The 20,291-nt window shown below is 65.7% G+C and carries 17 protein-coding genes and 1 riboswitch; of the genes, 14 read left to right on the top strand and 3 right to left on the bottom strand.

All coding sequences use genetic code 11. The features are described 5' to 3' along the window. The 9 genes from L288_RS27515 to cobA all read left to right on the top strand — a co-directional run. On the top strand, positions 1-548 hold a 548-nt coding region (locus L288_RS27515), incomplete at its 5' end, for an HlyD family secretion protein (RefSeq protein ID WP_021237382.1). Between the two features lie 10 nt (positions 549-558). Next, positions 559-2,085 carry a DHA2 family efflux MFS transporter permease subunit gene (locus L288_RS27510; RefSeq protein ID WP_021237381.1) on the top strand — a complete coding sequence of 509 codons (1,527 nt, stop codon included), beginning with the start codon at positions 559-561 and terminating at the stop codon, positions 2,083-2,085. A gap of 75 nt (positions 2,086-2,160) precedes the next feature. After that, positions 2,161-2,742 (top strand): ANTAR domain-containing response regulator, encoded by a 582-nt coding sequence (locus L288_RS27505; RefSeq protein WP_021237380.1) that lies wholly within the window; start codon positions 2,161-2,163, stop codon positions 2,740-2,742. Further along, complete coding sequence (locus L288_RS27500) at positions 2,739-3,953, top strand: CmpA/NrtA family ABC transporter substrate-binding protein (RefSeq protein ID WP_021237379.1); 1,215 nt, start codon at positions 2,739-2,741, stop codon at positions 3,951-3,953. The genes L288_RS27505 and L288_RS27500 overlap by 4 nt, the downstream gene beginning before the upstream one ends. A 282-nt stretch (positions 3,954-4,235) precedes the next feature. Continuing rightward, positions 4,236-5,477 (top strand): nitrate/nitrite transporter, encoded by a 1,242-nt coding sequence (locus tag L288_RS27495; RefSeq protein WP_021237378.1) that lies wholly within the window; start codon positions 4,236-4,238, stop codon positions 5,475-5,477. 396 nt (positions 5,478-5,873) lie between these two features. Then, positions 5,874-8,381 carry a nitrite reductase large subunit NirB gene (gene nirB, locus L288_RS27485; protein WP_031304038.1) on the top strand — a complete coding sequence of 836 codons (2,508 nt, stop codon included), beginning with the start codon at positions 5,874-5,876 and terminating at the stop codon, positions 8,379-8,381. A gap of 5 nt (positions 8,382-8,386) precedes the next feature. After that, complete coding sequence (gene nirD / locus L288_RS27480; RefSeq protein WP_021237375.1) at positions 8,387-8,722, top strand: nitrite reductase small subunit NirD; 336 nt, start codon at positions 8,387-8,389, stop codon at positions 8,720-8,722. A 114-nt stretch (positions 8,723-8,836) separates the two neighbouring features. Then, complete coding sequence (locus tag L288_RS27475; protein ID WP_021237374.1) at positions 8,837-11,449, top strand: molybdopterin-dependent oxidoreductase; 2,613 nt, start codon at positions 8,837-8,839, stop codon at positions 11,447-11,449. Then, positions 11,436-12,218, top strand: coding sequence for a uroporphyrinogen-III C-methyltransferase (gene cobA, locus L288_RS27470; protein ID WP_021237373.1), 783 nt, complete (start codon positions 11,436-11,438; stop codon positions 12,216-12,218). The genes L288_RS27475 and cobA overlap by 14 nt, the downstream gene beginning before the upstream one ends. Positions 12,219-12,231: 13 nt before the next feature. Here the strand turns inward: cobA and mobA are convergent, their stop codons facing one another. Beyond that, a complete protein-coding gene (mobA, locus tag L288_RS27465) occupies positions 12,232-12,774 on the bottom strand; it encodes a molybdenum cofactor guanylyltransferase (protein ID WP_021237372.1) in 543 nt (180 codons plus the stop codon). A 27-nt stretch (positions 12,775-12,801) separates the two neighbouring features. After that, positions 12,802-13,065, top strand: a riboswitch (cobalamin riboswitch). A gap of 168 nt (positions 13,066-13,233) precedes the next feature. On the opposite strand from mobA, the gene L288_RS27460 reads away from it, so the two are divergent. Continuing rightward, positions 13,234-15,093 carry a TonB-dependent receptor plug domain-containing protein gene (locus L288_RS27460; RefSeq protein WP_021237371.1) on the top strand — a complete coding sequence of 620 codons (1,860 nt, stop codon included), beginning with the start codon at positions 13,234-13,236 and terminating at the stop codon, positions 15,091-15,093. Between the two features lie 36 nt (positions 15,094-15,129). Here the strand turns inward: L288_RS27460 and L288_RS27455 are convergent, their stop codons facing one another. After that, complete coding sequence (locus L288_RS27455) at positions 15,130-15,939, bottom strand: ABC transporter substrate-binding protein (RefSeq protein ID WP_021237370.1); 810 nt, start codon at positions 15,937-15,939, stop codon at positions 15,130-15,132. Positions 15,940-16,061: 122 nt separating this feature from the next. Here L288_RS27455 and L288_RS27450 point away from each other — a divergent pair, with 122 nt between their 5' ends. After that, positions 16,062-17,057 carry a FecCD family ABC transporter permease gene (locus L288_RS27450; protein ID WP_021237369.1) on the top strand — a complete coding sequence of 332 codons (996 nt, stop codon included), beginning with the start codon at positions 16,062-16,064 and terminating at the stop codon, positions 17,055-17,057. Next, on the top strand, positions 17,051-17,824 hold the full coding sequence (locus L288_RS27445) for an ABC transporter ATP-binding protein (protein WP_021237368.1): 774 nt from the start codon (positions 17,051-17,053) through the stop codon (positions 17,822-17,824). Before L288_RS27450 ends, L288_RS27445 begins: the two co-directional genes overlap by 7 nt. Before the next feature lie 5 nt (positions 17,825-17,829). On the opposite strand, the gene L288_RS27440 is transcribed toward L288_RS27445, so the two are convergent. Beyond that, positions 17,830-19,032, bottom strand: a complete 1,203-nt coding sequence (locus tag L288_RS27440; protein WP_021237367.1) for a penicillin-binding protein activator — start codon at positions 19,030-19,032, stop codon at positions 17,830-17,832. Between the two features lie 11 nt (positions 19,033-19,043). Here L288_RS27440 and rsmI point away from each other — a divergent pair, with 11 nt between their 5' ends. Next, the gene (gene rsmI, locus L288_RS27435; RefSeq protein ID WP_021237366.1) at positions 19,044-19,886 is read left to right on the top strand and encodes a 16S rRNA (cytidine(1402)-2'-O)-methyltransferase; all 843 of its coding nucleotides are present in this window, start codon (positions 19,044-19,046) and stop codon (positions 19,884-19,886) included. Next, a complete protein-coding gene (locus L288_RS27430) occupies positions 19,883-20,236 on the top strand; it encodes a YraN family protein (RefSeq protein ID WP_021237365.1) in 354 nt (117 codons plus the stop codon). The genes rsmI and L288_RS27430 overlap by 4 nt, the downstream gene beginning before the upstream one ends. Positions 20,237-20,291: the final 55 nt, after the last annotated feature.

The following is a 20,291-nucleotide window of genomic DNA, read 5'->3' as shown; positions in this document are numbered from 1 at the left end:
TGGCCGAAGCCACGCGCGGCGCGGCGCAAGGGCAGCTGGCTGCGAACGATGCGCTGGTCCGGGGCTTGTCGGCCGAAACCGATCCCGCCGTGCTTGCTGCCAAGGCGAAGGTGGAAAATGCACGGCTTGACCTTCAACGCACGGTGATCCGCGCGCCGATCGACGGCGTGGTCACGCGGCGGCAGGTTCAGGTCGGCCAGCGTGTCGCGCAAGGCACGCCGATCATGACCATCGTGCCGCTCCACCAGGTCTATGTCGACGCCAATTTCAAGGAACGGCAGCTGCGCCGCGTGCGGATCGGCATGCCAGCGGAGGTCATTTCCGACCTTTATGGCGGCGACGTGGTCTATCATGGCAAGGTCGTCGGCTTTTCCGGCGGCACCGGCTCGTCGATGGCGCTGATCCCGGCGCAGAACGCCACCGGCAACTGGATCAAGGTGGTTCAGCGCCTGCCGGTCCGCATCGCGCTCGACCCCAAGGAACTGGCTGCGCACCCCTTGCGCGTCGGGCTTTCGATGGAAGCCGAGATCGATCTGACCGGCGCATAAGGAAACGCCCGTGAGCAGCCTTGCCGACGGCATCTCGTCCCTGACTCCGCGTCAGCGCACGCTGGCGGCGCTCGTGCTGGCGCTCAGCAACTTCATGGTGGTGCTGGACCTGACCATCGCCAACGTGTCGGTGCCGCATATCGCGGGGAATCTGGGCATCACGCCCGATCAGGGCACCTGGATCATCACCTCCTACGCCGTCGCGGAAGCGATCTGCGTGCCGTTGACCGGCTGGCTTTCCCAACGATTCGGCACGGTCAGGGTCTTCACTTTCAGCATGGTGGGCTTCGGCATCTTCTCGCTGCTGTGCGGCCTGTCGATGAGCCTTGGCATGATCGTCGCCTGCCGCATCGGGCAGGGGATTTGCGGCGGCCCCATCATGCCCATGTCGCAGACGTTGCTCGTCCGCATCTTCCCGCCCGACCAGCGCGCCCGCGTGATGGGCCTTTGGGCGATGACGACGCTGATCGGGCCGGCGGCGGGGCCAATCATCGGCGGCTACATCAGCGACAATTGGAGCTGGCACTGGATCTTCTTCATCAACCTGCCGATCGCTGCCCTGTGCGTATTCGCGGCCATGGTCCTGCTGCGCCCGGCGGAGAACGAACCGCGCAAGCTGCCCATCGACTATGTCGGCCTTGGCCTGCTGATCTTCTGGATCGGCTGCCTCCAGGTCATGCTGGACCTTGGCCGGGACCGCGACTGGTTCGGCGATCCGCTCATCGTGACGCTGGCGGTGCTGGCGGCGATCGGCTTTTGCGTCTTCCTGATCTGGGAATTGACTGAAGAACATCCCGTGGTGGACCTGAAGGTCTTCCGCCATATCGGCTTCACGTCCGGCGTCGTGTCGCTGGCGCTGTGCTTTGGCGCCTATTTCGCGGGGATCGTGATCATCCCGCAATGGTTGCAGATGTCGATGGGCTATACCGCCACGTCGGCCGGTTTCGTCACGGCCTTCACCGCCTCCACCGCCATTCTGACCGCGCCCATCGCGGCGCGCGTCATGAACAAGGTCGATGCACGCATCCTGGTGTCGGGCGCGATCGTGTGGCTTGGAATGGCGACCTTCTGGCGGGCGGGGTGGACCAGCACGGCGGATTTCTGGACATTGGCCATGCCGCAGATCGTGCAGGGCTTCGCCATGCCCTTCTTCATGATCCCGCTCACCACATTGACGCTGGGGTCGGTCCTGCCGGAGGAAACGGCCTCCGCCGCCGGGATGCAGAGCTTCCTGCGCACCATCGCGGTCGCCATCACCACGTCCGTGGTGCTGACGGGCTGGAGCGATGGCCAGCGCACCTCGCGCAGCGAAATGGTCTCGGCCCTGCCGCCGGATGCCGCCGCGCCCCTCACCGGAAGCGGCTTTTCGCCTGAGCAGAGCCGTCAGATGCTGTCCGACCTCGTGGACCAGCAGGCGACTGTGATCTCCATGGACTATGTCTTCTTCGTGGCCTCGCTCTGCCTTTTCGCGGCGGCGGCGCTGATCTGGCTTGGCCCCCGGCCCACCGGCAAGGTGGACACGTCTTCCGCGCACTGACCGGTCCTGCCGTTTGACAGGCCGATTGACGCGGCGCAGCATCGCGGTCACTGAAAGGCCAAAGGGGCTGGGGCCATGCGAATCGTCATCATCGATGACAGCGGCCTGCGCGCGACGGTTCTGGAGGAGGGACTGCGCGAGGCGGGCTATGACGATATCCATATCGTCCCTCCGCGCGGCGGCTTCGTCGCGCGGCTCGAACGCATGGCGCCCGATGTCGTGCTGATGGACTTGGGCAGTCCCAGCCGCGACACGCTGGAGGAAATGCTCTCCGTCAGCCGCGCGCTCGCCCGGCCCATCGTCATGTTCGTCGATCAGTCGGACGAATCGATGATCGGGGCCGCCATCGACGCGGGCGTGTCCGCCTATGTGGTCGATGGCCTGCGCAAGGAACGGGTGAAGCCGGTTCTGGAACTGGCGGTTCGCCGCTTCAACGCCTTCGCCCGGCTCCAGACCGAACTGGACGAGGCGCGCACCGCCCTGTCCGACCGCAAGATCATCGACCGCGCCAAATCCATCTTGATGAGCCAGCGGGGCTTGTCCGAACCCGATGCCTATGCGCTGCTGCGGTCGAGCGCTATGAACCAGGGGAAGAAGATCGTGGACGTCGCCCAGGCATTGATCACCGCCAGCGACCTGTTGGGAGGGGGGCTATGACGATCATCGGGACGACGCCCCTGCGCATCGCCTATCTGCCGCTGACCGACTCCGCTGTGCTGGCCGTCGCGCGCGAAAAGGGCTTTGCCGAGGAAGAGGGCATTGCGCTCGACCTCGTCCGGACGGTCAGCTGGGCGACGCTGCGCGACCGGCTGATCTTCGGCCAGGTGCAGGCCGCGCATATGCTGGCCCCGCTCGCCATCGCCGTGACGCTGGGCTTGAGCCAGCAGCCAGCGCCGCTTTCCGCGCCCTACAAGCTCAACGTCAACGGCAATATGCTGGTCATGGCGAAGGAGTTTGCCCAGGCGCTGGACCCTGACGTCGCCGCGCGGCTCAACGATCCGCTGGGCACCGCGCATGACTTCGCCGCCGCCATCGGCCTGTGGAAGCGCAAGCCCGTCATTGGCATCGTCCACCGCTTCTCCAGCCATGCCGTCATGCTGCGTTACTGGCTGGCGAGCGCGGGGGTAGATCCCGACCGCGACGTGCTGCTGCGCGTGGTGCCGCCGTCGCTGACGGTGGAGGCGATGCGCGCGGGGGAGATTGACGGCTTCATCGCTGGCGAGCCCTGGGGCAGCGCGGCGGTCGATGCCGGTCTTGCCGAAGCGGTCGCGATCGGCGAGCGCATCTGGCGGCGTGGCGTTGAAAAGGTGCTGGCCTTCCGCACCCCCTGGCTTGAGGAAAATTCGCAGGTCGTGGACGCGCTGATCCGGGCGCTGGTCCGCTCCGCCGCATGGTGCGACGATCCCGCCAATCATGAAGCGCTCGCCCACCTCCTGTCCCAGCCGCATTTCGTGGATCAGCCTGCGGACCTCATCCTGCGCGCGCTATCGGGCCGAATCACCGCGCGGGCGGACATGCCGCCGCTGGATATGCCCGACTTCATGCTCTTTTCCCGTGAGGCGACGCCCTTCCCGTGGCGCAGCCAGGCCCTCTGGCTTTATTCGCAGCTGGTCCGCTGGAAAATGGTCGACCACACGCCCGAAAACGCGGCGAAGGCCGGATCGGTCTTTCGCCCTGACATCTTCCGCCGGGCGCTGGCCGAAAGCAATGTGCCCATCCCCGGCGCCAGCATGAAGGTGGAAGGCGCCGTGGCCCAGCCGCTGGCTGTGGGGTCGAAGCGGGGTGAACTGACGCTGGGGCCGGATCGCTTTTTCGACGGGCGGGTATTCGACCCCGAACGCATCGAAGACTTCCTCGCCAGCTTCTAGGCCCTGCATCTCCTTGATCGTCATCCTGAACTTGTTTCAGCATCCATTGTGGATCACGCCGCCGGATGAGCGGAAAATTGTGCCTTGCAACATGACCCGAATCATTAGATAAGACAAAGATCGCGCGACGAAGCGCGTTTCATGGACGAGCACGCCCAAGGATGGGGCCGCGCTCTCCCAGTACCAGAATTTGCAGCAAAGCCGCTGGCCGGACCCTGTTTATAGCAGGCGTCGGGGAGCGGCTTTTTTCATGTCCATTTCACAAGATCGAGGGACGTCATCATGGCAACTGCTTATTGGGATCGCCCGAAGGGTGAGGGGGAAAGCGGCCAGACCAGTTTCTGGAAGGCTGGCCACACGCCGACGCTGATCGCTGCTTTCCTCTATTTCGATCTGGCCTTCATGGTCTGGGTGCTGCTCGGGCCGCTCGCTCCGTCCATTTCCAAGACACTGGGCCTCACCCCTGCTGAAAAGGGGCTGATGGTCGCCGTTCCGACGCTGGCGGGCGCTCTGCTCCGCGTCGTAAACGGTCTGCTGGTCGACCGCATCGGCTGCAAGCAGGCAGGTGCGATCAGCCAGGTGATCGTCATAGCCGGCCTCTTCACCGCCTGGTTCATGGGTGTGAACAGCTTCGGCGGCACGCTCGCGCTGGGCGTGATCCTGGGCTTTGCGGGGGCCAGCTTCGCGATCGCCCTGCCGCTCGCCAGCCGCTGGTATCCGCCGGAGCATCAGGGCAAGGCCATGGGCCTCGCCGGAATGGGCAATTCGGGCACGGTGCTCGCGTCTCTCTTCGCCCCGGTGCTGGCCAAGCTGTTCGGCTGGAACGCGGTGCTGGGCCTTGCCTGCATCCCGCTCACCATCGTCTTCATCGTTTATATGCTGATGGCGAAGAACGCACCCAACGCGCCCGCGCCCAAGAAGCTGGTCGACTATTTTCACCCGCTCAAGAGCGCTGACGCCTGGTGGCTGATGGGCTTTTATTCAGTGACCTTCGGCGGTTTTGTCGGCCTTGCTGCATCGCTGCCGATCTACTTCACCGACCAGTTCGGCCTGACGCCGATCGTCGCGGGCTACTGCACGGCAGGCTGCGTTTTCGCCGGATCGCTGGTCCGTCCGATGGGCGGCGCGCTGGCTGACAGGATCGGCGGCGTGAAGGCGCTGATGATGGTCTATATCGCCGCCGCGCTGGCTTTGGCGGGCGTCTCCTATGCGCCGACGCTGGTGTCTGCCCTTGGCTTCTTCGTCGCGGCGATGCTGGCGCTGGGCGTCGGCAACGGCGCGGTGTTCCAACTGGTGCCGCAGCGTTTCCAGGAGGAAATCGGCGTCATGACCGGCCTCGTCGGCATGGCGGGCGGCATTGGCGGCTTCTATCTCGCCTCATCGCTCGGCATTGCCAAGCAGTTCACCGGCAGCTTCGCGCCCGGCTTCCTGATCTTCGCGGGGCTGGCCGTGGCGGCTTTCCTCGGCATCTCGCTGGTCCGCGCCCGCTGGCGCGCGACCTGGAGCAGCGGCGCCCGCATCTGAGGCAAGTTAACCGGACAGGAGGCGGCGGCCCTCGAAAGAGGAGCCGCCGCCCTTGTTTTGGTGTCCGGGAACTTCTTGCCTCCGTTCGCCCTGAGCTTGTCGAAGGGCTTCACTTCTCTTCAAGAAAGGAGAGGACCCTTCTATCAAGCTCAGGACAGGCTCAGCCCAAACGGGGGGGTGTTCTTTAAGAAAAGTTTCTTCCGAATCGCCTTGACCCTGATCGCCGTTCATCTATGCTGCACTGCGAAGGACAAGGTTGTCCTCCACTCACATAGCTGAACTGGTCCATGGACGGACTGGCGACGCGTGAATGATGGCAAAGCCGCCATCCAGACCTTTGGGTTCAAAGCCCAAGCGTCCGGATGGCGGCTTTTTTTTTTATTCTGGAGTCAAGGGATGGATTTTCAGAACAACGCCGGACCGGGAGCGGCCAACGAAGAGGAAATCTTCGTGCCCTCCGAAGATGTTCGCGAACATCTGGTGGTTGTGGGCAACGGCATGGCTGGTTGCCGCGCCGTCGAGGAACTGCTGGCGCGGGACGCCGGGCGCTATCGCGTCACCATCTTCGGCGCAGAACCCTATGTGAACTATAACCGCATCATGCTCTCGCCCGTTCTGGCGGGTGAAAAGAGCTTCGATGACATCGTCATCAACAATCGCGAATGGTATCTCGACAACAATATCGAGCTGATCGCAGGTGATCCGGTGACGGCGATCGACCGCGCGGCCAAGACCGTCACCAGTGAATCGGGCCGCACCGTCGGTTATGACAAGCTGCTGATCGCGACAGGCTCCGATCCGTTCATCATTCCGGTGCCCGGCAAGGACCTGCCCGGCGTCATCAGCTTCCGCGACATGAAGGATGTCGATACAATGCTGGAAGCCGCCGGAAAGGGCGGCAATGCGGTGGTGATCGGCGGTGGCCTGCTGGGCCTGGAAGCAGCGCACGGCCTCACGCTGCGCGGCATGAAGGTGACCGTCATCCACCTCATGGACACGCTGATGGAAAGGCAGCTTGATGAGGCGGCGGGCTGGCTGCTGAAATCCGCGCTGGAAGGCCGGGGCCAGACCATCCTGACGGGCGCGAATACCGAAGCCATTTATGGCGACGGCAAGGTGGAGGGCGTGCGCCTGAAGGATGGCCGCGAAATCCCGGCCAGCCTCGTCGTCATGGCGGTGGGCATCCGCCCTTCGACCGCGCTGGCCCGCGAAGCCGGGCTGGAGGTCAATCGCGGCATCAAGGTCGATGACCATATGGTCACCAGCGACCCTGACATCCTCGCGGTCGGCGAATGCGTCGAGCATGACGGCAATGTCTACGGCCTTGTCGCGCCGCTGTGGGATATGTGCCGCAGCCTTGCCGACGGCCTTACCGATCAGCACACGGGTTACAAGGGTTCGGTCACCTCGACCAAGCTCAAGGTCGCGGGTCTGGATGTCTTTTCGGCGGGTGACTTTTCGGGCGGGGATGGCTGCGAGGACATTGTCCTGCGCGACGCCTCGCGCGGCGTTTACAAGCGCGTCATCGTCAAGGACGACAGGATCATCGGCGCGGTGCTCTACGGCGATACGGCTGATGGCGGCTGGTATTTCGATCTTTTGAAGAAGGGCGAGGACGTCAGCGGCATTCGCGACCTGCTGATCTTCGGCCAGGCCTTCGCCTCTGGAGGGGGCGCGCTGGACCCTAAGGCGGCCGTTGCGGCGCTCTCGGACGATGCCGAGATTTGCGGCTGCAACGGCGTCAGCAAGGGCCAGGTCGTCGCTTGCATCGAAGCGGGCAATTGCAGCCTCGATGCGGTGCGTGGGTCTTGCAAGGCTTCGGCAAGTTGCGGCCAGTGCACCGGTCTGGTCGAAAATCTGCTGGCGCTCACCCTTGGCGACGATGTGGCTTCGGGTCCGAAGACCATGTGCAAATGCACCAGCTTCACCCATGATGACGTCCGCCGCGAGATCGTGGCGCAGAATATGCGCTCGATCCCGGAAGTGATGCAACTGCTGCACTGGTCGACCCCCGATGGTTGCTCCTCCTGCCGCCCTGCGCTGAATTACTATCTGCTCTGCGCGCTGCCCGGCGAGTATCAGGACGATCAGCAGAGCCGCTTCGTCAACGAGCGCATGCACGCCAACATTCAGAAGGACGGCACCTATTCGGTCGTTCCGCGCATGTGGGGTGGCCTGACCAACCCGCGTGAATTGCGCGCCATCGCCGATGTGGTCGAGAAATATGACGCGCCGATGGTGAAGGTCACCGGCGGCCAGCGTCTCGACATCTTCGGCATCAAGAAGGAAGACCTGCCCGCCGTCTGGGCCGACCTCAATGCCGCGGGCATGGTGTCGGGCCATGCCTATGGCAAGTCGCTGCGCACGGTGAAGACCTGCGTCGGTAGCGAATGGTGCCGCTTCGGCACGCAGGATTCGACCGGCCTTGGCGTCAAGATCGAGCGGATGACCTGGGGTTCCTGGATGCCCCACAAATTCAAGATCGCGGCCTCCGGCTGCCCCCGCAATTGCGCGGAGGCGACGATCAAGGACTTTGGCGTGGTCTGCGTGGATTCGGGCTATGAACTGCATGTCGGCGGCAATGGCGGTATCCATGTCCGCGCCACCGACCTGCTGTGCAAGGTCGCGACCGAGCAGGAGGCGCTGGATTATTGCGCTGCCTTCATCCAGCTCTACCGCGAAGAAGCCCGCTATCTGGAGCGCACCGCGCCGTGGATCGAGCGTGTCGGCGTCGAATATGTGAAGCAGCGCATTGTGGAAGACGAAGCAGGCCGTGAGGCCCTGCGCAGCCGCTTCCTCTATTCGCAAAGCTTTTCTCAAGACGACCCATGGGCGGAGCGTGCGGCGGGCCGACATGCCGAACTGCACCAGCATCTCGAACCCATCGCCATCGCTGCGGAGTGAACGACATGACGACATGGATCGACATCGGAACGCTGGCCGACATTCCCCAGCGCGGCGCCCGCACGGTGCAGATTGCTGGCGAAAAGGAAATCGCCGTGTTCCGCACCAGCGACGACAAGGTTTTCGCGCTGGTCAATGAATGCCCGCACAAGAAGGGGCCGCTGAGCCAGGGCATAGTCCATGGCCACAGCGTCGCCTGCCCGCTGCACAACTGGAACATCGCCCTGAAAACGGGCGAGGCGCAGGGCAATGATGAAGGCTGCACGCCGGCCATCGCCGTGAAAGAGGAAGGCGGCCGCATCCTGATCGCCCGCCCCACGGCGCTCAAGGCGGCCGCGTGAGCTTCCGGTCCCCAGCCATAGCGGCGGGGATCTGGGTGGGGGCGGTCTGCTGGCCATCCCTTGCGGCATGCGCCTCCACCCAAATCTTGTTCCTCGGGACGAAGAGGTAAGAGCATGACAGAGGCCATCCGCACCACCTGCGCCTATTGCGGCGTCGGTTGCGGCATTTCGGCCACGCAGACCAGGCCCCGGTCGGTCAAGATCAGGGGCGATGAAGCGCACCCGGCCAATGGCGGGCGTCTCTGCTCCAAGGGCACGCATCTGGGCGAAACCGTTGGCCTGACCGGGCGCCTGCTGCATCCCATGATCGGCAACAAGCGCGCCAGCTGGGACAAGGCGCTTGACCTTGTGGCGAAGAAATTTCGCGAGACGGTCGATCGCTACGGACCCGACAGCGTCGCCTTTTATGTTTCGGGCCAGCTGCTGACCGAAGATTATTATGTCGCCAACAAGCTGATGAAGGGCTTCATCGGCACTTCCAACATCGACACCAACAGCCGCCTCTGCATGTCGAGCGCGGTCGCCGGTCACAACCGCGCCTTTGGCGAGGATGTGGTGCCAGCGAACTATGGCGATCTGGAGGAAGCGGACCTGATCGTGCTGGTCGGCTCCAACACGGCCTGGTGCCACCCGATCGTTTACCAGCGTATTCAAGCTGCCCGTGCTGCTCGCGGCACCAAGCTGGTCGTCATCGATCCGCGCCGTACCGAAACCTGCGAAGGCGCCGACCTGCATCTGCCGGTGAAGCCCGGCACCGACGTGGCGTTGATGAATGGGTTGCTCGCCTGGTGTGATCAGGAAGGCATCACCGATCCCGCCTATATGGCCGATCATGTCAACGCCCCCGAAGGCTTCTGGGAGCATATCCGCACCGGCCATGACCTGTGGACCACGGCCAAGACATGCGACATCGCGCCCGCGCTGCTGGAACAGTTCTTCAAGCTGTTCGCCGCCACGCCGCGTACCGTCACCCTGTTCAGCCAGGGCATCAACCAGTCGATCCGCGGCACCGATCAGGTGAACGCGATCATCAATGTCCACCTCGCCACCGGCCGCATCGGCAAGCCGGGCGCGGCGCCTTTCTCGATCACCGGCCAGCCCAACGCCATGGGCGGCCGCGAGGTGGGCGGCCTCGCATCAACCCTTGCCAGCCACATGGACTTTGCGCCCGAAAATGTGGAGCGGGTAGGCCGCTTCTGGGCCGCGCCGAACATGGCGGCCAAGCCGGGCCTGAAAGCCGTCGATCTGTTCCGTGCCATCAATGAAGGCCGCATAAAGGCGCTTTGGGTGATGGCGACCAATCCCGCCGTTTCGCTGCCCGACGCCAACCGCGTGCGCGAGGCGCTGGAAGCGGTTCCCTTCCTCGTCGTGTCGGACATCATCGCGGACACCGACAGCAGCGTTCATGCCGATGTTCGCCTGCCCGCCGCTGGCTGGGGGGAGAAGGACGGCACGGTCACCAATTCGGACCGCACGATCAGCCGCCAGCGTCCTTTCCTTGCGCTCCCCGGCGAGGCCAAGCCCGACTGGTGGATCATCAAGGAAGTCGCCAGGCGGATGGGCTGGGCCAATGCCTTCGCCTATGACCGGCCCGCCGACATCTGGCGCGAACATGCGCGCCTGACCGCCTATCAAAATGACGGCCAGCGCGTGCTCAACCTGCGCGGCCACGCCACCATCGGCAATGACGCCTATGAGGCGATGGAGCCGTTCCGCTGGGGTGGCGACAAGCCGTTTGCCGATGGCCATTTCTCGACGCCGGATGGCAAGGCGCGGCTGGTCCTGACGAAGCAGATGGAGTTGCAGGAGCCGCTCAAACAGTGGCCGATGACGCTCAACACCGGCCGTTATCGCGACCAGTGGCACACGATGACGCGCACCGGCCTCGCGCCCAAACTCGCCCGTCACCGTGAGGAGCCGCTGGTCGAAATCCATCCCGAAGATGCGCAGGACCTCGGCATTATCGATGGCGACCTTGCCCGCGTTCAGACCGCGCAGGGCAACAGCATCTTCCGCGTTGCTCATAGCGATGGTCAGCGCCGGGGCGAGATCTTCACGCCGATCCACTGGACCGATCAGGTCTCGACCGGCGGCCGCACCGGCCTGCTGCCCCGTCCGCTGGTCGATCCGCATTCGGGCCAGCCCGGCTTCAAACTGACCCCCGCCAGCATCGAGAGGGTCGTCACCGAATGGAAGGGCTTCCTGATCCTGCGCGGTGATCAGCCCGCGAAGCTCCCCTGCCTCTGGTCGACCCGCGTGACCGTTCCCGGCGGCGCGCTCTACGAAGTCGCGGGCAATGGCGATCCCATAAGGCTCGAAGCCAGCCTGCCCAAGGGCGACCGGGTCGAAGCCATCGACATGACGCGCGGCACCCGCCGTATCGCGATCATCAGCGAAGGCAAGCTCGCCGCCGTCCTCTTCGTCACCCGCACCGGCCTGCTCCCCTCGCGGGATTGGCTCATCAGCCAGCTTGCCGTCGAAGGGGTGGGGGCCTCCGTCCTCGCCGCCCGTGGGCCGGGCAACCAGCCTGACAAGGGGCCGACCATCTGCGTCTGCTTCGACATCGGCCTCAATCAGATCATGACCGCCATCCGCGAACAGAGCCTGGTCGATGTGCCCGCCATCGGCAAGGCGATCGGCGCTGGCACCAATTGCGGGTCCTGCCGCCCCGCGCTCGCCAACATCCTCGCCCAAATCCCGCAGGAGACGCTCCATGCAGCCGAATGAACTTATCGCCCCCGGTGAAGTCTGGCTGGTCGGCGCAGGCCCCGGCGACCCGGACCTGCTCACCCGGAAGGCCGAAAAGCTGATCGCTGCGGCGGAGATTGTCTTCTACGACGCGCTGGTCGGTCCCGGCGTTCTCGACCTCATCCCGCAAGGCGTGGAGCGGGTCAGCGTGGGCAAACGCTCTGGCCGCCACAGCAAGGCGCAGGAGAGCATCAACGACCTGCTCCTCGCCGCCGCCAAGGCGGGCAAGCGCGTCGTCCGCCTCAAAGGCGGCGATCCCTCCATCTTCGGCCGCTCGGCGGAGGAGATGGAACATCTGGCGGCGGACGGCATCCGCTTCCGCATCTGCCCCGGCATCACCACCGCCAGCGCCGCTGCGGCGAGCGGTAGCGCTTCCCTCACCCTGCGCGGCAAGGCGCGCGGACTGACGCTCGTCACCGCGCATCTGAAGGCGGGCGAACCGCTCAAGCTCGACTGGGAAGCGCTCGCCCGTCCCGGCGGCACGCTCGGCATCTACATGGGCCGCGCCGCCGCCGGAGAGATCAGCCGCCAGTTGATCGCCGCCGGACGTGATCCCGAAACCCCGGTGATGGTGGCGGTTAACGTTTCGCTCCCCAATGAACGCCTGATCCGCGGCAAGCTGTCCGCGCTGGCATTCCTGGTGCAGACCATCAGTGACGAGGACCCGACCCTGCTTCTGATTGGCGAAGCGGTTGCGGGCACGGCCGTGCCTGCCGAAATAGCGGAGACCATTGCCCTTCCTGCTTGACCGCAACCTCACCTCAGCGCGAATGGGGAAGGGCTAATTTCGCCAGATCCTCCGGCCGATTGATGTTCGGCAGCAGGATATCTTCCCGCTCCACGATCCGCGCGCCGATCCGCTCCAGCCAGCCGAAGATCGAGCGGCTATTCTTCTCCGCCAGATGTGCATCCAGTTCGTCCGCCAGGGAAACAGGCCAGAACCCGGCCAGTTGCTGCCCCTTCAAAACCGCAGCGCTTTCGCCGATCAGTGCGTCCGCCAGCGCCGCCGGATAGACCGGCATGTCGCACCCGGTCGTCAGCACCGCGTCAAATCCTTGGGCGCGCGCATGATGCAGCGCCGCGTTCAGCCCGCCCAGCGGCCCCATGTCCGGCACGGGCCGGTCCGCCAGCCCCGTCATCCCCTCGACCGTCCGGCCGCAGACCACCACCGCCTCCACATGCGCCCCGATCGCAGCCGCCGCATGCTCCAGCAGAGTCCGCCCGTCCGGCAGCACCGCAGCCGCCTTGTCGCTCCCGAACCGGCTGGAACGCCCACCGGCCAGCACCGCGCCCAGCAATCGCATTCGTCCACTCCTTGGCAGAACCCGTCATTTCCCCTATGGCGCGCCGCGTGGGCGGGCAACCGCTCACATGAAAGAAGATCGCGCCGGAAAGGGAATGCGGTGCGGGCGAGCCTTCGCCCAATTCCGCGGCTGTCCCTGCAACTGTAAGCGGCGAGCGCGATGCACTTGGTAACTCACGCTTTCGAAAGGGGAGGGCGCGGGGAACCGGCCACTGGACGCGAGTCCGGGAAGGCCCGTGCATCGCTGCCCTGACCCGCGAGCCAGGAGACCTGCCGGCGCATGGTCGCTCTTGCCTTGGGTCCAGGGACAGGCCCAGGCACGGTGTTTTTCCGTCTGAGCGACGAAGCGGCGGGGGCCGCATCGGTGCGCGGGGCGGGCTGGCGTCTCCTTGTCTCGCGCACCGGCCGCTCGCGCGGAAGCCCTGGCCCTCATGTCGCATGGCGCTCAGGGAAGACAATCATGTTGAAGACAAGCATTTCGCTCATCGCGCTCCTCGCCGCAACGCCCGCCGTCGCGGAGGAATCGGGGGAGATCGTCGTCACCGCGCTCGGCATTGAGCAGCCGACGGACGAGGTCGGACAAGCGGTCACCGTCATTGATGAAAAGACGATCGAAACCCGCCAGAATGTCAGCGTCGTCGATCTGCTGGCGACCACGCCGGGCATCCGCTTCAACCGGACGGGCAGCCTCGGCAATGTCACCAGCGTGTCGGTGCGCGGCGCGGAAACGACGCAGACGCTGGTGCTGATCGACGGGGTCAAGGTCAACGACCCCAGCGGCATCGGCGATCAATATGATTTCGGCAATCTGCTGGTCGGCAATATCCGCCGTATCGAGGTGCTGCGCGGCTCCAACTCCATCGCCTATGGCAGCCAGGCGATCGGCGGTGTCGTCAACGTCATGACCGGCGTGCCGGGTGAAGGCTTCGGCGGCAAGGCGTCGGTCGATTATGGCTATGCCGACACGCTGAACGCGAAGGCGGACGTGTCGGGCACCAGCGGCATCGTTTCCGGCGGCGTCGGCGTCGCCTATTTCAGGACGGACGGTATTTCCGCCGTCTCGCCCGGCTTCGGCGGATCGGAAAAGGACGGTTATGAAAATGTCACCGGCAACGCCCGGTTGAAGATCGCCTTCACCGATAATGTCAGCCTGGATCTTCGCGGCTATTATATCCATGGCGATCTTGACTATGACAGCTTCTTCGGCGCGCCTGCCGACAGCCCGGACGTCGCCCGGTCGAACCAGTATATCGGCTATGCGGGCCTCAACTTCGCACTGCTCGACGGCACGCTGACCAACCGCGCGGCGGTGACCTGGTATCGGCAGGACCGCGATTATTATTATTTGCGCGGCACTGATCCCGATTTCGGCTATTCCGGCAACAATCTCCGCTTCGAATATGAAGCCGTCTATCAGCCCGCCGACGAAGTGAAGCTGCTGCTCGGCTATGAGCATGAGCGGCCCGACTATGAATTTTTCGGCTTCGGATCGCGCGAAAGCCACAGGGCGAACATCGACAGCGTTTATGGCCTCGCCGTGGTGAAGCCGCTCACAGGTCTGTCAGTGACTGCTGGCGTGCGCCGCGACGATCATAGCCAGTTCGGCGGGGCGACCACCTTCGGCGCCAACGCCAACTATTCGCCCAATGGCGGCGTCACCAATTTCCGCCTGAGCTATGGGGAAGGGTTCAAGGCGCCTTCGCTCTATCAGCTTTACGACACCTACAGCGGCAATCCCGCCCTGAAGCCGGAACGCTCCAAAAGCTATGACATCGGCTTCGACCAGAATCTGGGCAGCGAAAAGGCCGTGCTGTCCGTCACCGGCTTCTGGCGCGACACGCAGGATCAGTTGAATTACGACAATGCGACGTCCACTTATGAAAATCTGGACCGCACCCGCGCCAAGGGCGTGGAAGCGGAACTGACGCTGCGGCCCGTGGAGGCGCTGACCTTCACCGCCGCCTACAGCTATGTCGATGCGCGGGACCGTTCGCCCGGCAGCACGGCCCGTGGCCAGCGCCTGTTGCGCCGCGCCGCCAATGCCGTCAGCACGTCCGTGGACTATGTCTGGTCCTTCGGCCTGTCCACGGGGGCGACCGTGACCATGGTCGGCGACAGCATCGATCTCGATCCCGTCACCCGCAATCGGGTCCAGCTGGACGGCTATGCCGTCGCCGACCTGCGCGCTTCCTTCCCCCTCACGGAAAATCTCGAAATCTACGGCCGCATCGACAATCTGTTCGATCAGGAATATGCGACCGCCTATGGCTATGGCACTTACGGCCGCTCGGCCTATGGCGGCGTGCGTGTCCGCTTCTGATGAAGGGCTAGGGGGGCGGGCGTGACCGCTCGCCCCTCAACGCTCCGGCGCGGCGTTGATCTGCGCAATGATGCTGCGCGCGGCCTGTACATAGGCCGGGCCGCCGCAGACGGTCCACGCCTGCGGCACGCGGATGCGCGGGATGGATCGCAGGACCGGATGGTGCAGCATCTCCGTCCCCTGGTCGACGATCTTCTCGCTGCCTTCCTCCACGATCAGATAGTCGGGACGGGCAGCGATCATCTCCTCCAGCGACACCTGCGCCAGCGCGGGCTTGCCCAGCTTCGCGGCCAGATTTGTCAGTCCCGCCCGCTGGATCAGATCATCCACCAGCGTGCCGGTGCCCGTCATATAGCCGCGCCTCTGATAATAGGCCGCCACGCCGCCGCGCCGGGGACGGGGCAGGGCCGCAAGGTCGCGCTCCATGCGCGCGATCAGAGCCTGCCCGCGCGCCGGATGGCCGACCGCTGCCGCCACCTGACGGATCTGGCCGCGGATGGCCGCGAAACCGTCCGCGCTCGCCAGCCCCAGCTTGCGCCACCGCCCTTGTGGCGCACCCACCACGCCACCCGCGCCATCAGGAAAGCCCACCACCAGGTCCGGCCCGATCGCCAGCACTTCCTCGGCGGGGCGCTTGAGCACGCGGATCTGCCGCGCCTTGGCGACGGCGGCGGACAATTCCGGGTCGTGGCCATAAGGGCTCAAGGCCGCGATCTGCCCCGGATCGGCAAGCGCCAGCACATATTGATCGGCGCAGGTGTTGAGCGACACGATTCGCTTCGGCGGCGTTGGCGCAGCGGCTGTCAGGCTGAGCAGGCACAATGCCGCGATGATCCTTTTGTGCATAAAGCCTGCCTTCAAAACGCGCCCTGCTCCTGCGCAGGCAGGAGCCCAGTTGATGCGGTGGGACTGGACTCCTGCCTGCGCAGGAGCATGTCGTCTACTCACAGGCAGCGGGGAAGCAAGCCATGAGCATTCGCCGCCACCCGCTGCTGCTCCCCATCCTCATGGCGCTCACATTCGCCGCCGCCTTGGGCTCCATCACCCTGGGCGCGGTCCCGCTCTCGCCCGCCCGCATGGTCGCCGTGCTCACCGGCGGGGGTGACGAGGTCGCGCGCGCCATCCTCCTTGATCTGCGCCTGCCGCGCATGCTCCTTGGCCTCATCGTCGGCGGCATGCTCGGCCTCGCCGGAGCGGCGTTGCAGGGCTATCTTCGCAACCCGCTCGCCGAACCGTCAGTGCTGGGCGCGTCCAACGCCGCCGCGCTGGGGGCCGTCTGCGCCCTCTATTTCGGGTTGGCGCAGCTTCACCCGATCGTCCTTCCCATCCTCGCCATCATCACCAGCCTCATCGCCATCGCCGCGCTGTTCCTGCTCGCTGGCCCTTCTGAAAGCCCGCTGACGCTGATCCTGGCGGGGATTGCCGTGGCGACGCTGACGGGCGCGGGGATCAGCCTGTCGCTCAACCTGTCGCCCAATCCCTTCGCCGCGATGGAGATCATGAACTGGCTGATGGGCAGTCTCGAAAACCGCAGTTACGCCCATGTCTGGATCGCCTTCCCTTGCGTTCTCATCGGCGCGGCGCTGCTGATCGCCGACGGCAGCAGCCTTGATGCGTTGACACTGGGTGAGGAAGGCGCGCAGGCGCTGGGCGTCGACCTTGGCAAGGCGCGGTTGCGCATGATGCTGGGCGTCGCGATCGGCGTAGGCGGCGCCGTCGCGGTGTCGGGCGCGATCGGCTTCGTCGGCCTGATCGTACCCCATCTGGTCCGCCCGCTGACGGATCGCTCTCCTTCCGCCGTCCTGCTGCCATCGCTGCTGGGCGGCGCGGCGCTGCTCACCTTTGCCGACATCGGCGTGCGCCTTATCCCGACCAGCAGCGAACTCAAGCTGGGAGTCCTGACCGCCTTGCTGGGCGTCCCCGTCTTCCTCGTCCATCTGATGCGGGAGCGGCGGCTATGGTGACCCTTCGTGCCCAGGACCTTTCCGTGCGCCTCGGCCGTCATGCCGCCGTGACGAGCGTCTCCACGATGCTGGAGCCGGGGCAGCTTGCCGGTATTATCGGTCCCAACGGCGCGGGCAAGTCCACCCTGATCCGCGCGCTGCTGGGCCTCGTCCGTCCCGAAAGGGGCGTCGTGTCGATCGACGGCATTCCGATCGCCAGCCTCGGCCGGAAGGACGTGGCGCGCCGCGCCGCCTATCTGCCTCAGGGCCAGACGCTCCATTGGCCGCTGCTGGTCGAACGGCTGGTGGCGCTGGGCCGCATGCCGCATCTGGGCCCGCTCTCCCGTCTCTCCCCGCAGGACGAGGCGCTGGTCGACGCAGCGCTGGCCCGCGCGGACGTTATTCACCTGAAAGGGCGGATCGCGACCGAATTGTCAGGCGGTGAACGCGCCCGTGTCCTGCTGGCGCGCGCTTTGGCGGTCGGCGCGCCAGCCCTGATCGCCGACGAACCGCTCGCGGCGCTCGATCCTGGCCATCAGATCGACGTCATGGACCTGCTGCGCGCCGAATCGCGCGCCGGGTCGCTGGTGGTCACCGTCCTCCACGACCTCAGCATGGCCGCGCGCTATTGCGATCGCCTGCTGTTGATGGACAGCGGCAGGCTGGTGGCTGACGGTCCTCCCATGCAGGTCCTGACTGAACAGAACCTCGCGCGGGTCTATGGCATCGCCGTCCGTATCGAAGCGGATGGTGATTGGCCGGTGATCGTTCCTCTGGGGCGCGTCTAGCCGCCTTACTCCGCGAAAGCCCGCGGCGCTGCCGCCACCACCGTATAGGTGCCCGCACCCACCTCCGACACTTCCAGAGCCCGTTCGGCAACCCCGCTGCGCCCGAAGCGGAACGCTCCGTCGATCCCGGAAAAGCCCCCCGAATCGCGCAGCCTCGACGCGGGGAAGGGCGTCCCCGGCTTCCAGTCGCGCGCGATTCGCACGGTCAGCAGCACGGCGTCATAGCCCAGCGCCGACAGGCGGAAGGGCGCGCTGCCATAGCGGGCGCGGTATTTGCTCGCCAACTGGCCATAGAGCCCGTCCGAAACGCTCGCGAACCACGCGCCGCGCAGCGCCGGGCTGGAGGCGATGCTGCGGTCGGTATTCCACAATTCCGTCCCCAGCAGGCGCGCCGTCGCGCCGCCATTCTTCCGCACGATGGGCGCAAGTTGCAGCGCCACTCGCCCGCTGTCCGCGATCAGCAGCGCGTCATAGCTGGACGATGCCTGCAATTTCTTCACCGCCGCCGTCATCGAAGCGGGCGACCGGTCGAAGGTCTGCATCGATACGACCGTGCCGCCTTCCTGCTCGACCGCGCGCAGCAGCGACGTGCCCGACCGCTCGCCATAGACGCCCTTGGGCACCAGCGCCGCGAATTTCGACAGCCCCTTGCCCTTGGCGAACTCGACCACGCGCTCGATCGACTGGCCCGGATTATAGCCCATGATGTAGACGCCGTTCCCGGCGATGCTCACATCGTTGGAAAAGCTGATCACCGGCACATCGGCCTTGGCCGCGATCGGCCCCACGATCCGCGCGTCCTCCGCCAATAGCGGGCCCAGGATCAGCCGGTTGCCTTCCGCCAGCGCCCGGTTCGCCGCCGCCGCCGCGCCCATGCTGGTGTCATAGGTGGTGATGCGCACCTTGTCCGCCTTGGTGTCCAGCAGCGCCAGCGTCGTCGCATTGGCGATCGACTGGCCCACGCCCGCATTTGGGCCGCTCATCGGCACCAGCAGCGCGACGCGGTGGCGCTGCGTATCGGTGGGCAGGCCCTGCGTCACGTCCGGGGCAGTGGACACGGGCTCGGTGGGGCGCACCGGCCCCGGCCCGCGCGGGACGATCGACTGACAGGCGGCCACCAGCAGCGCGCTGGCGGCGAACAAAATACGCGCACCGCGCTTCATTGCCGCGAACATGGCCGCTTGCCGGAGGGCATCCGTCTCTGTCATCTGGCGTCCTTATGGAAACTACAACGTCTGGTCTGGAACCGGGGCTTTACATCGTTGCGGGGCCGATCGGCAACCTCGGAGACCTTAGCCCCCGCGCGGCCGATGTCCTGCGCCGCGCCGATGTGATCGCCGTGGAAGATACACGGGTGAGCGCACGGCTTCTGCGCCATGCCGGATCGGATCGTCCCATGATCCCCTATCACGATCACAGCGCCGAAGGGGTGCGGCAGCGCCTGATCGAGAGTATGGCCAGCGAATCGGTCGCGCTCCTTTCCGACGCGGGGACGCCGCTCATTTCCGATCCCGGCTACAAGCTTGTCCGCGACGCGCGCGCGGCGGGGCGGAACATCACCACGCTGCCCGGCCCCAGCGCCGCCATCGCCGCGCTGACGCTCTCGGGCCTTCCCACCGACCGCTTCCTCTTCATGGGCTTCCTGCCCGCCAAGCAGAAAGCCCGCGCCGACGCCCTTGCCGAGGTCGCCGCCCTGCGCGCCACGCTGATCTTCTACGAAAGCGGCCCGCGCCTGTCCGAAAGCCTTGCCGCCATGGCCGAAGCGCTGGGCGATCGCGACGCCGCCGTCAGCCGCGAAATCAGCAAGGCGTTCGAGGAGACCCGCACCGGCACCCTCACCGGACTTTCCGCCCTGTACGCCGACGCCCCGCCCAAGGGCGAAATCGTCGTCATAGCCGGTCCGCCCGGCGAAGCCCCGCCGCCAAGCGCCGAAGACGCCGACGCCGCGCTCATCGAAGCGATGGAACGCCTGCCCGTGTCCAAGGCCGCCGGGAAGGTGGCCAAAAAGCTCGGCCTCGACCGCCGCGCCCTCTACGCGCGCGCCATGGAACTCAAGGGGTGAAGCGGCAGCAGGCCGAAAAGCGCGGCCGTCAGGCGGAGCGCATCGCCGGATGGTGGCTGCGCCTCAAGGGCTGGCGCATCGTCGGCCGCCGCCTGCGCACGCCGGCGGGGGAGGTGGACCTTGTCGCGCGGCGCGGCGCGATGCTCGCCTTTGTCGAGGTGAAGGCCCGCGCCACCGCCGCCGATCTTGACCTCGCCATCGACGAGCGCCGCCTCTCCCGCGTCGCTTCGGCGGCGGAAATCCTCTTCCATCAGCTTGCCGAGCCGGGCGATGACATGCGGATCGACGTGATCCTCCTTGCGCCGGGCCGCCCGCCGCGCCATCTGGCGAATGTCTGGCATGGGGGCTGACCTCTGCCCAAGGCTCCACCTCCCGTTCGCTTCGAGCGAAGTCGAGAAGCAGATA

Origin of the sequence: Sphingobium quisquiliarum P25, assembly GCF_000445065.1 — a bacterium.
Taxonomy (GTDB): domain Bacteria; phylum Pseudomonadota; class Alphaproteobacteria; order Sphingomonadales; family Sphingomonadaceae; genus Sphingobium; species Sphingobium quisquiliarum.
This window is presented reverse-complemented; position numbering and strand designations above follow the sequence as displayed.

Excerpts from the sequence above, each read along its gene's own strand:
- L288_RS27505 (WP_021237380.1), top strand. The coding sequence starts at position 2,161 with ATGCGAATCGTCATCATCGATGACAGCGGCCTGCGCGCGACGGTTCTG.
- L288_RS27500 (WP_021237379.1), top strand. The coding sequence starts at position 2,739 with ATGACGATCATCGGGACGACGCCCCTGCGCATCGCCTATCTGCCGCTG.
- L288_RS27495 (WP_021237378.1), top strand. The coding sequence starts at position 4,236 with ATGGCAACTGCTTATTGGGATCGCCCGAAGGGTGAGGGGGAAAGCGGC.
- nirB (WP_031304038.1), top strand. The coding sequence starts at position 5,874 with ATGGATTTTCAGAACAACGCCGGACCGGGAGCGGCCAACGAAGAGGAA.
- nirD (WP_021237375.1), top strand. The coding sequence starts at position 8,387 with ATGACGACATGGATCGACATCGGAACGCTGGCCGACATTCCCCAGCGC.
- L288_RS27475 (WP_021237374.1), top strand. The coding sequence starts at position 8,837 with ATGACAGAGGCCATCCGCACCACCTGCGCCTATTGCGGCGTCGGTTGC.
- cobA (WP_021237373.1), top strand. The coding sequence starts at position 11,436 with ATGCAGCCGAATGAACTTATCGCCCCCGGTGAAGTCTGGCTGGTCGGC.
- mobA (WP_021237372.1), bottom strand. The coding sequence starts at position 12,774 with ATGCGATTGCTGGGCGCGGTGCTGGCCGGTGGGCGTTCCAGCCGGTTC.
- L288_RS27460 (WP_021237371.1), top strand. The coding sequence starts at position 13,234 with ATGTTGAAGACAAGCATTTCGCTCATCGCGCTCCTCGCCGCAACGCCC.
- L288_RS27455 (WP_021237370.1), bottom strand. The coding sequence starts at position 15,939 with ATGCACAAAAGGATCATCGCGGCATTGTGCCTGCTCAGCCTGACAGCC.
- L288_RS27450 (WP_021237369.1), top strand. The coding sequence starts at position 16,062 with ATGAGCATTCGCCGCCACCCGCTGCTGCTCCCCATCCTCATGGCGCTC.
- L288_RS27445 (WP_021237368.1), top strand. The coding sequence starts at position 17,051 with ATGGTGACCCTTCGTGCCCAGGACCTTTCCGTGCGCCTCGGCCGTCAT.
- L288_RS27440 (WP_021237367.1), bottom strand. The coding sequence starts at position 19,032 with ATGACAGAGACGGATGCCCTCCGGCAAGCGGCCATGTTCGCGGCAATG.
- rsmI (WP_021237366.1), top strand. The coding sequence starts at position 19,044 with ATGGAAACTACAACGTCTGGTCTGGAACCGGGGCTTTACATCGTTGCG.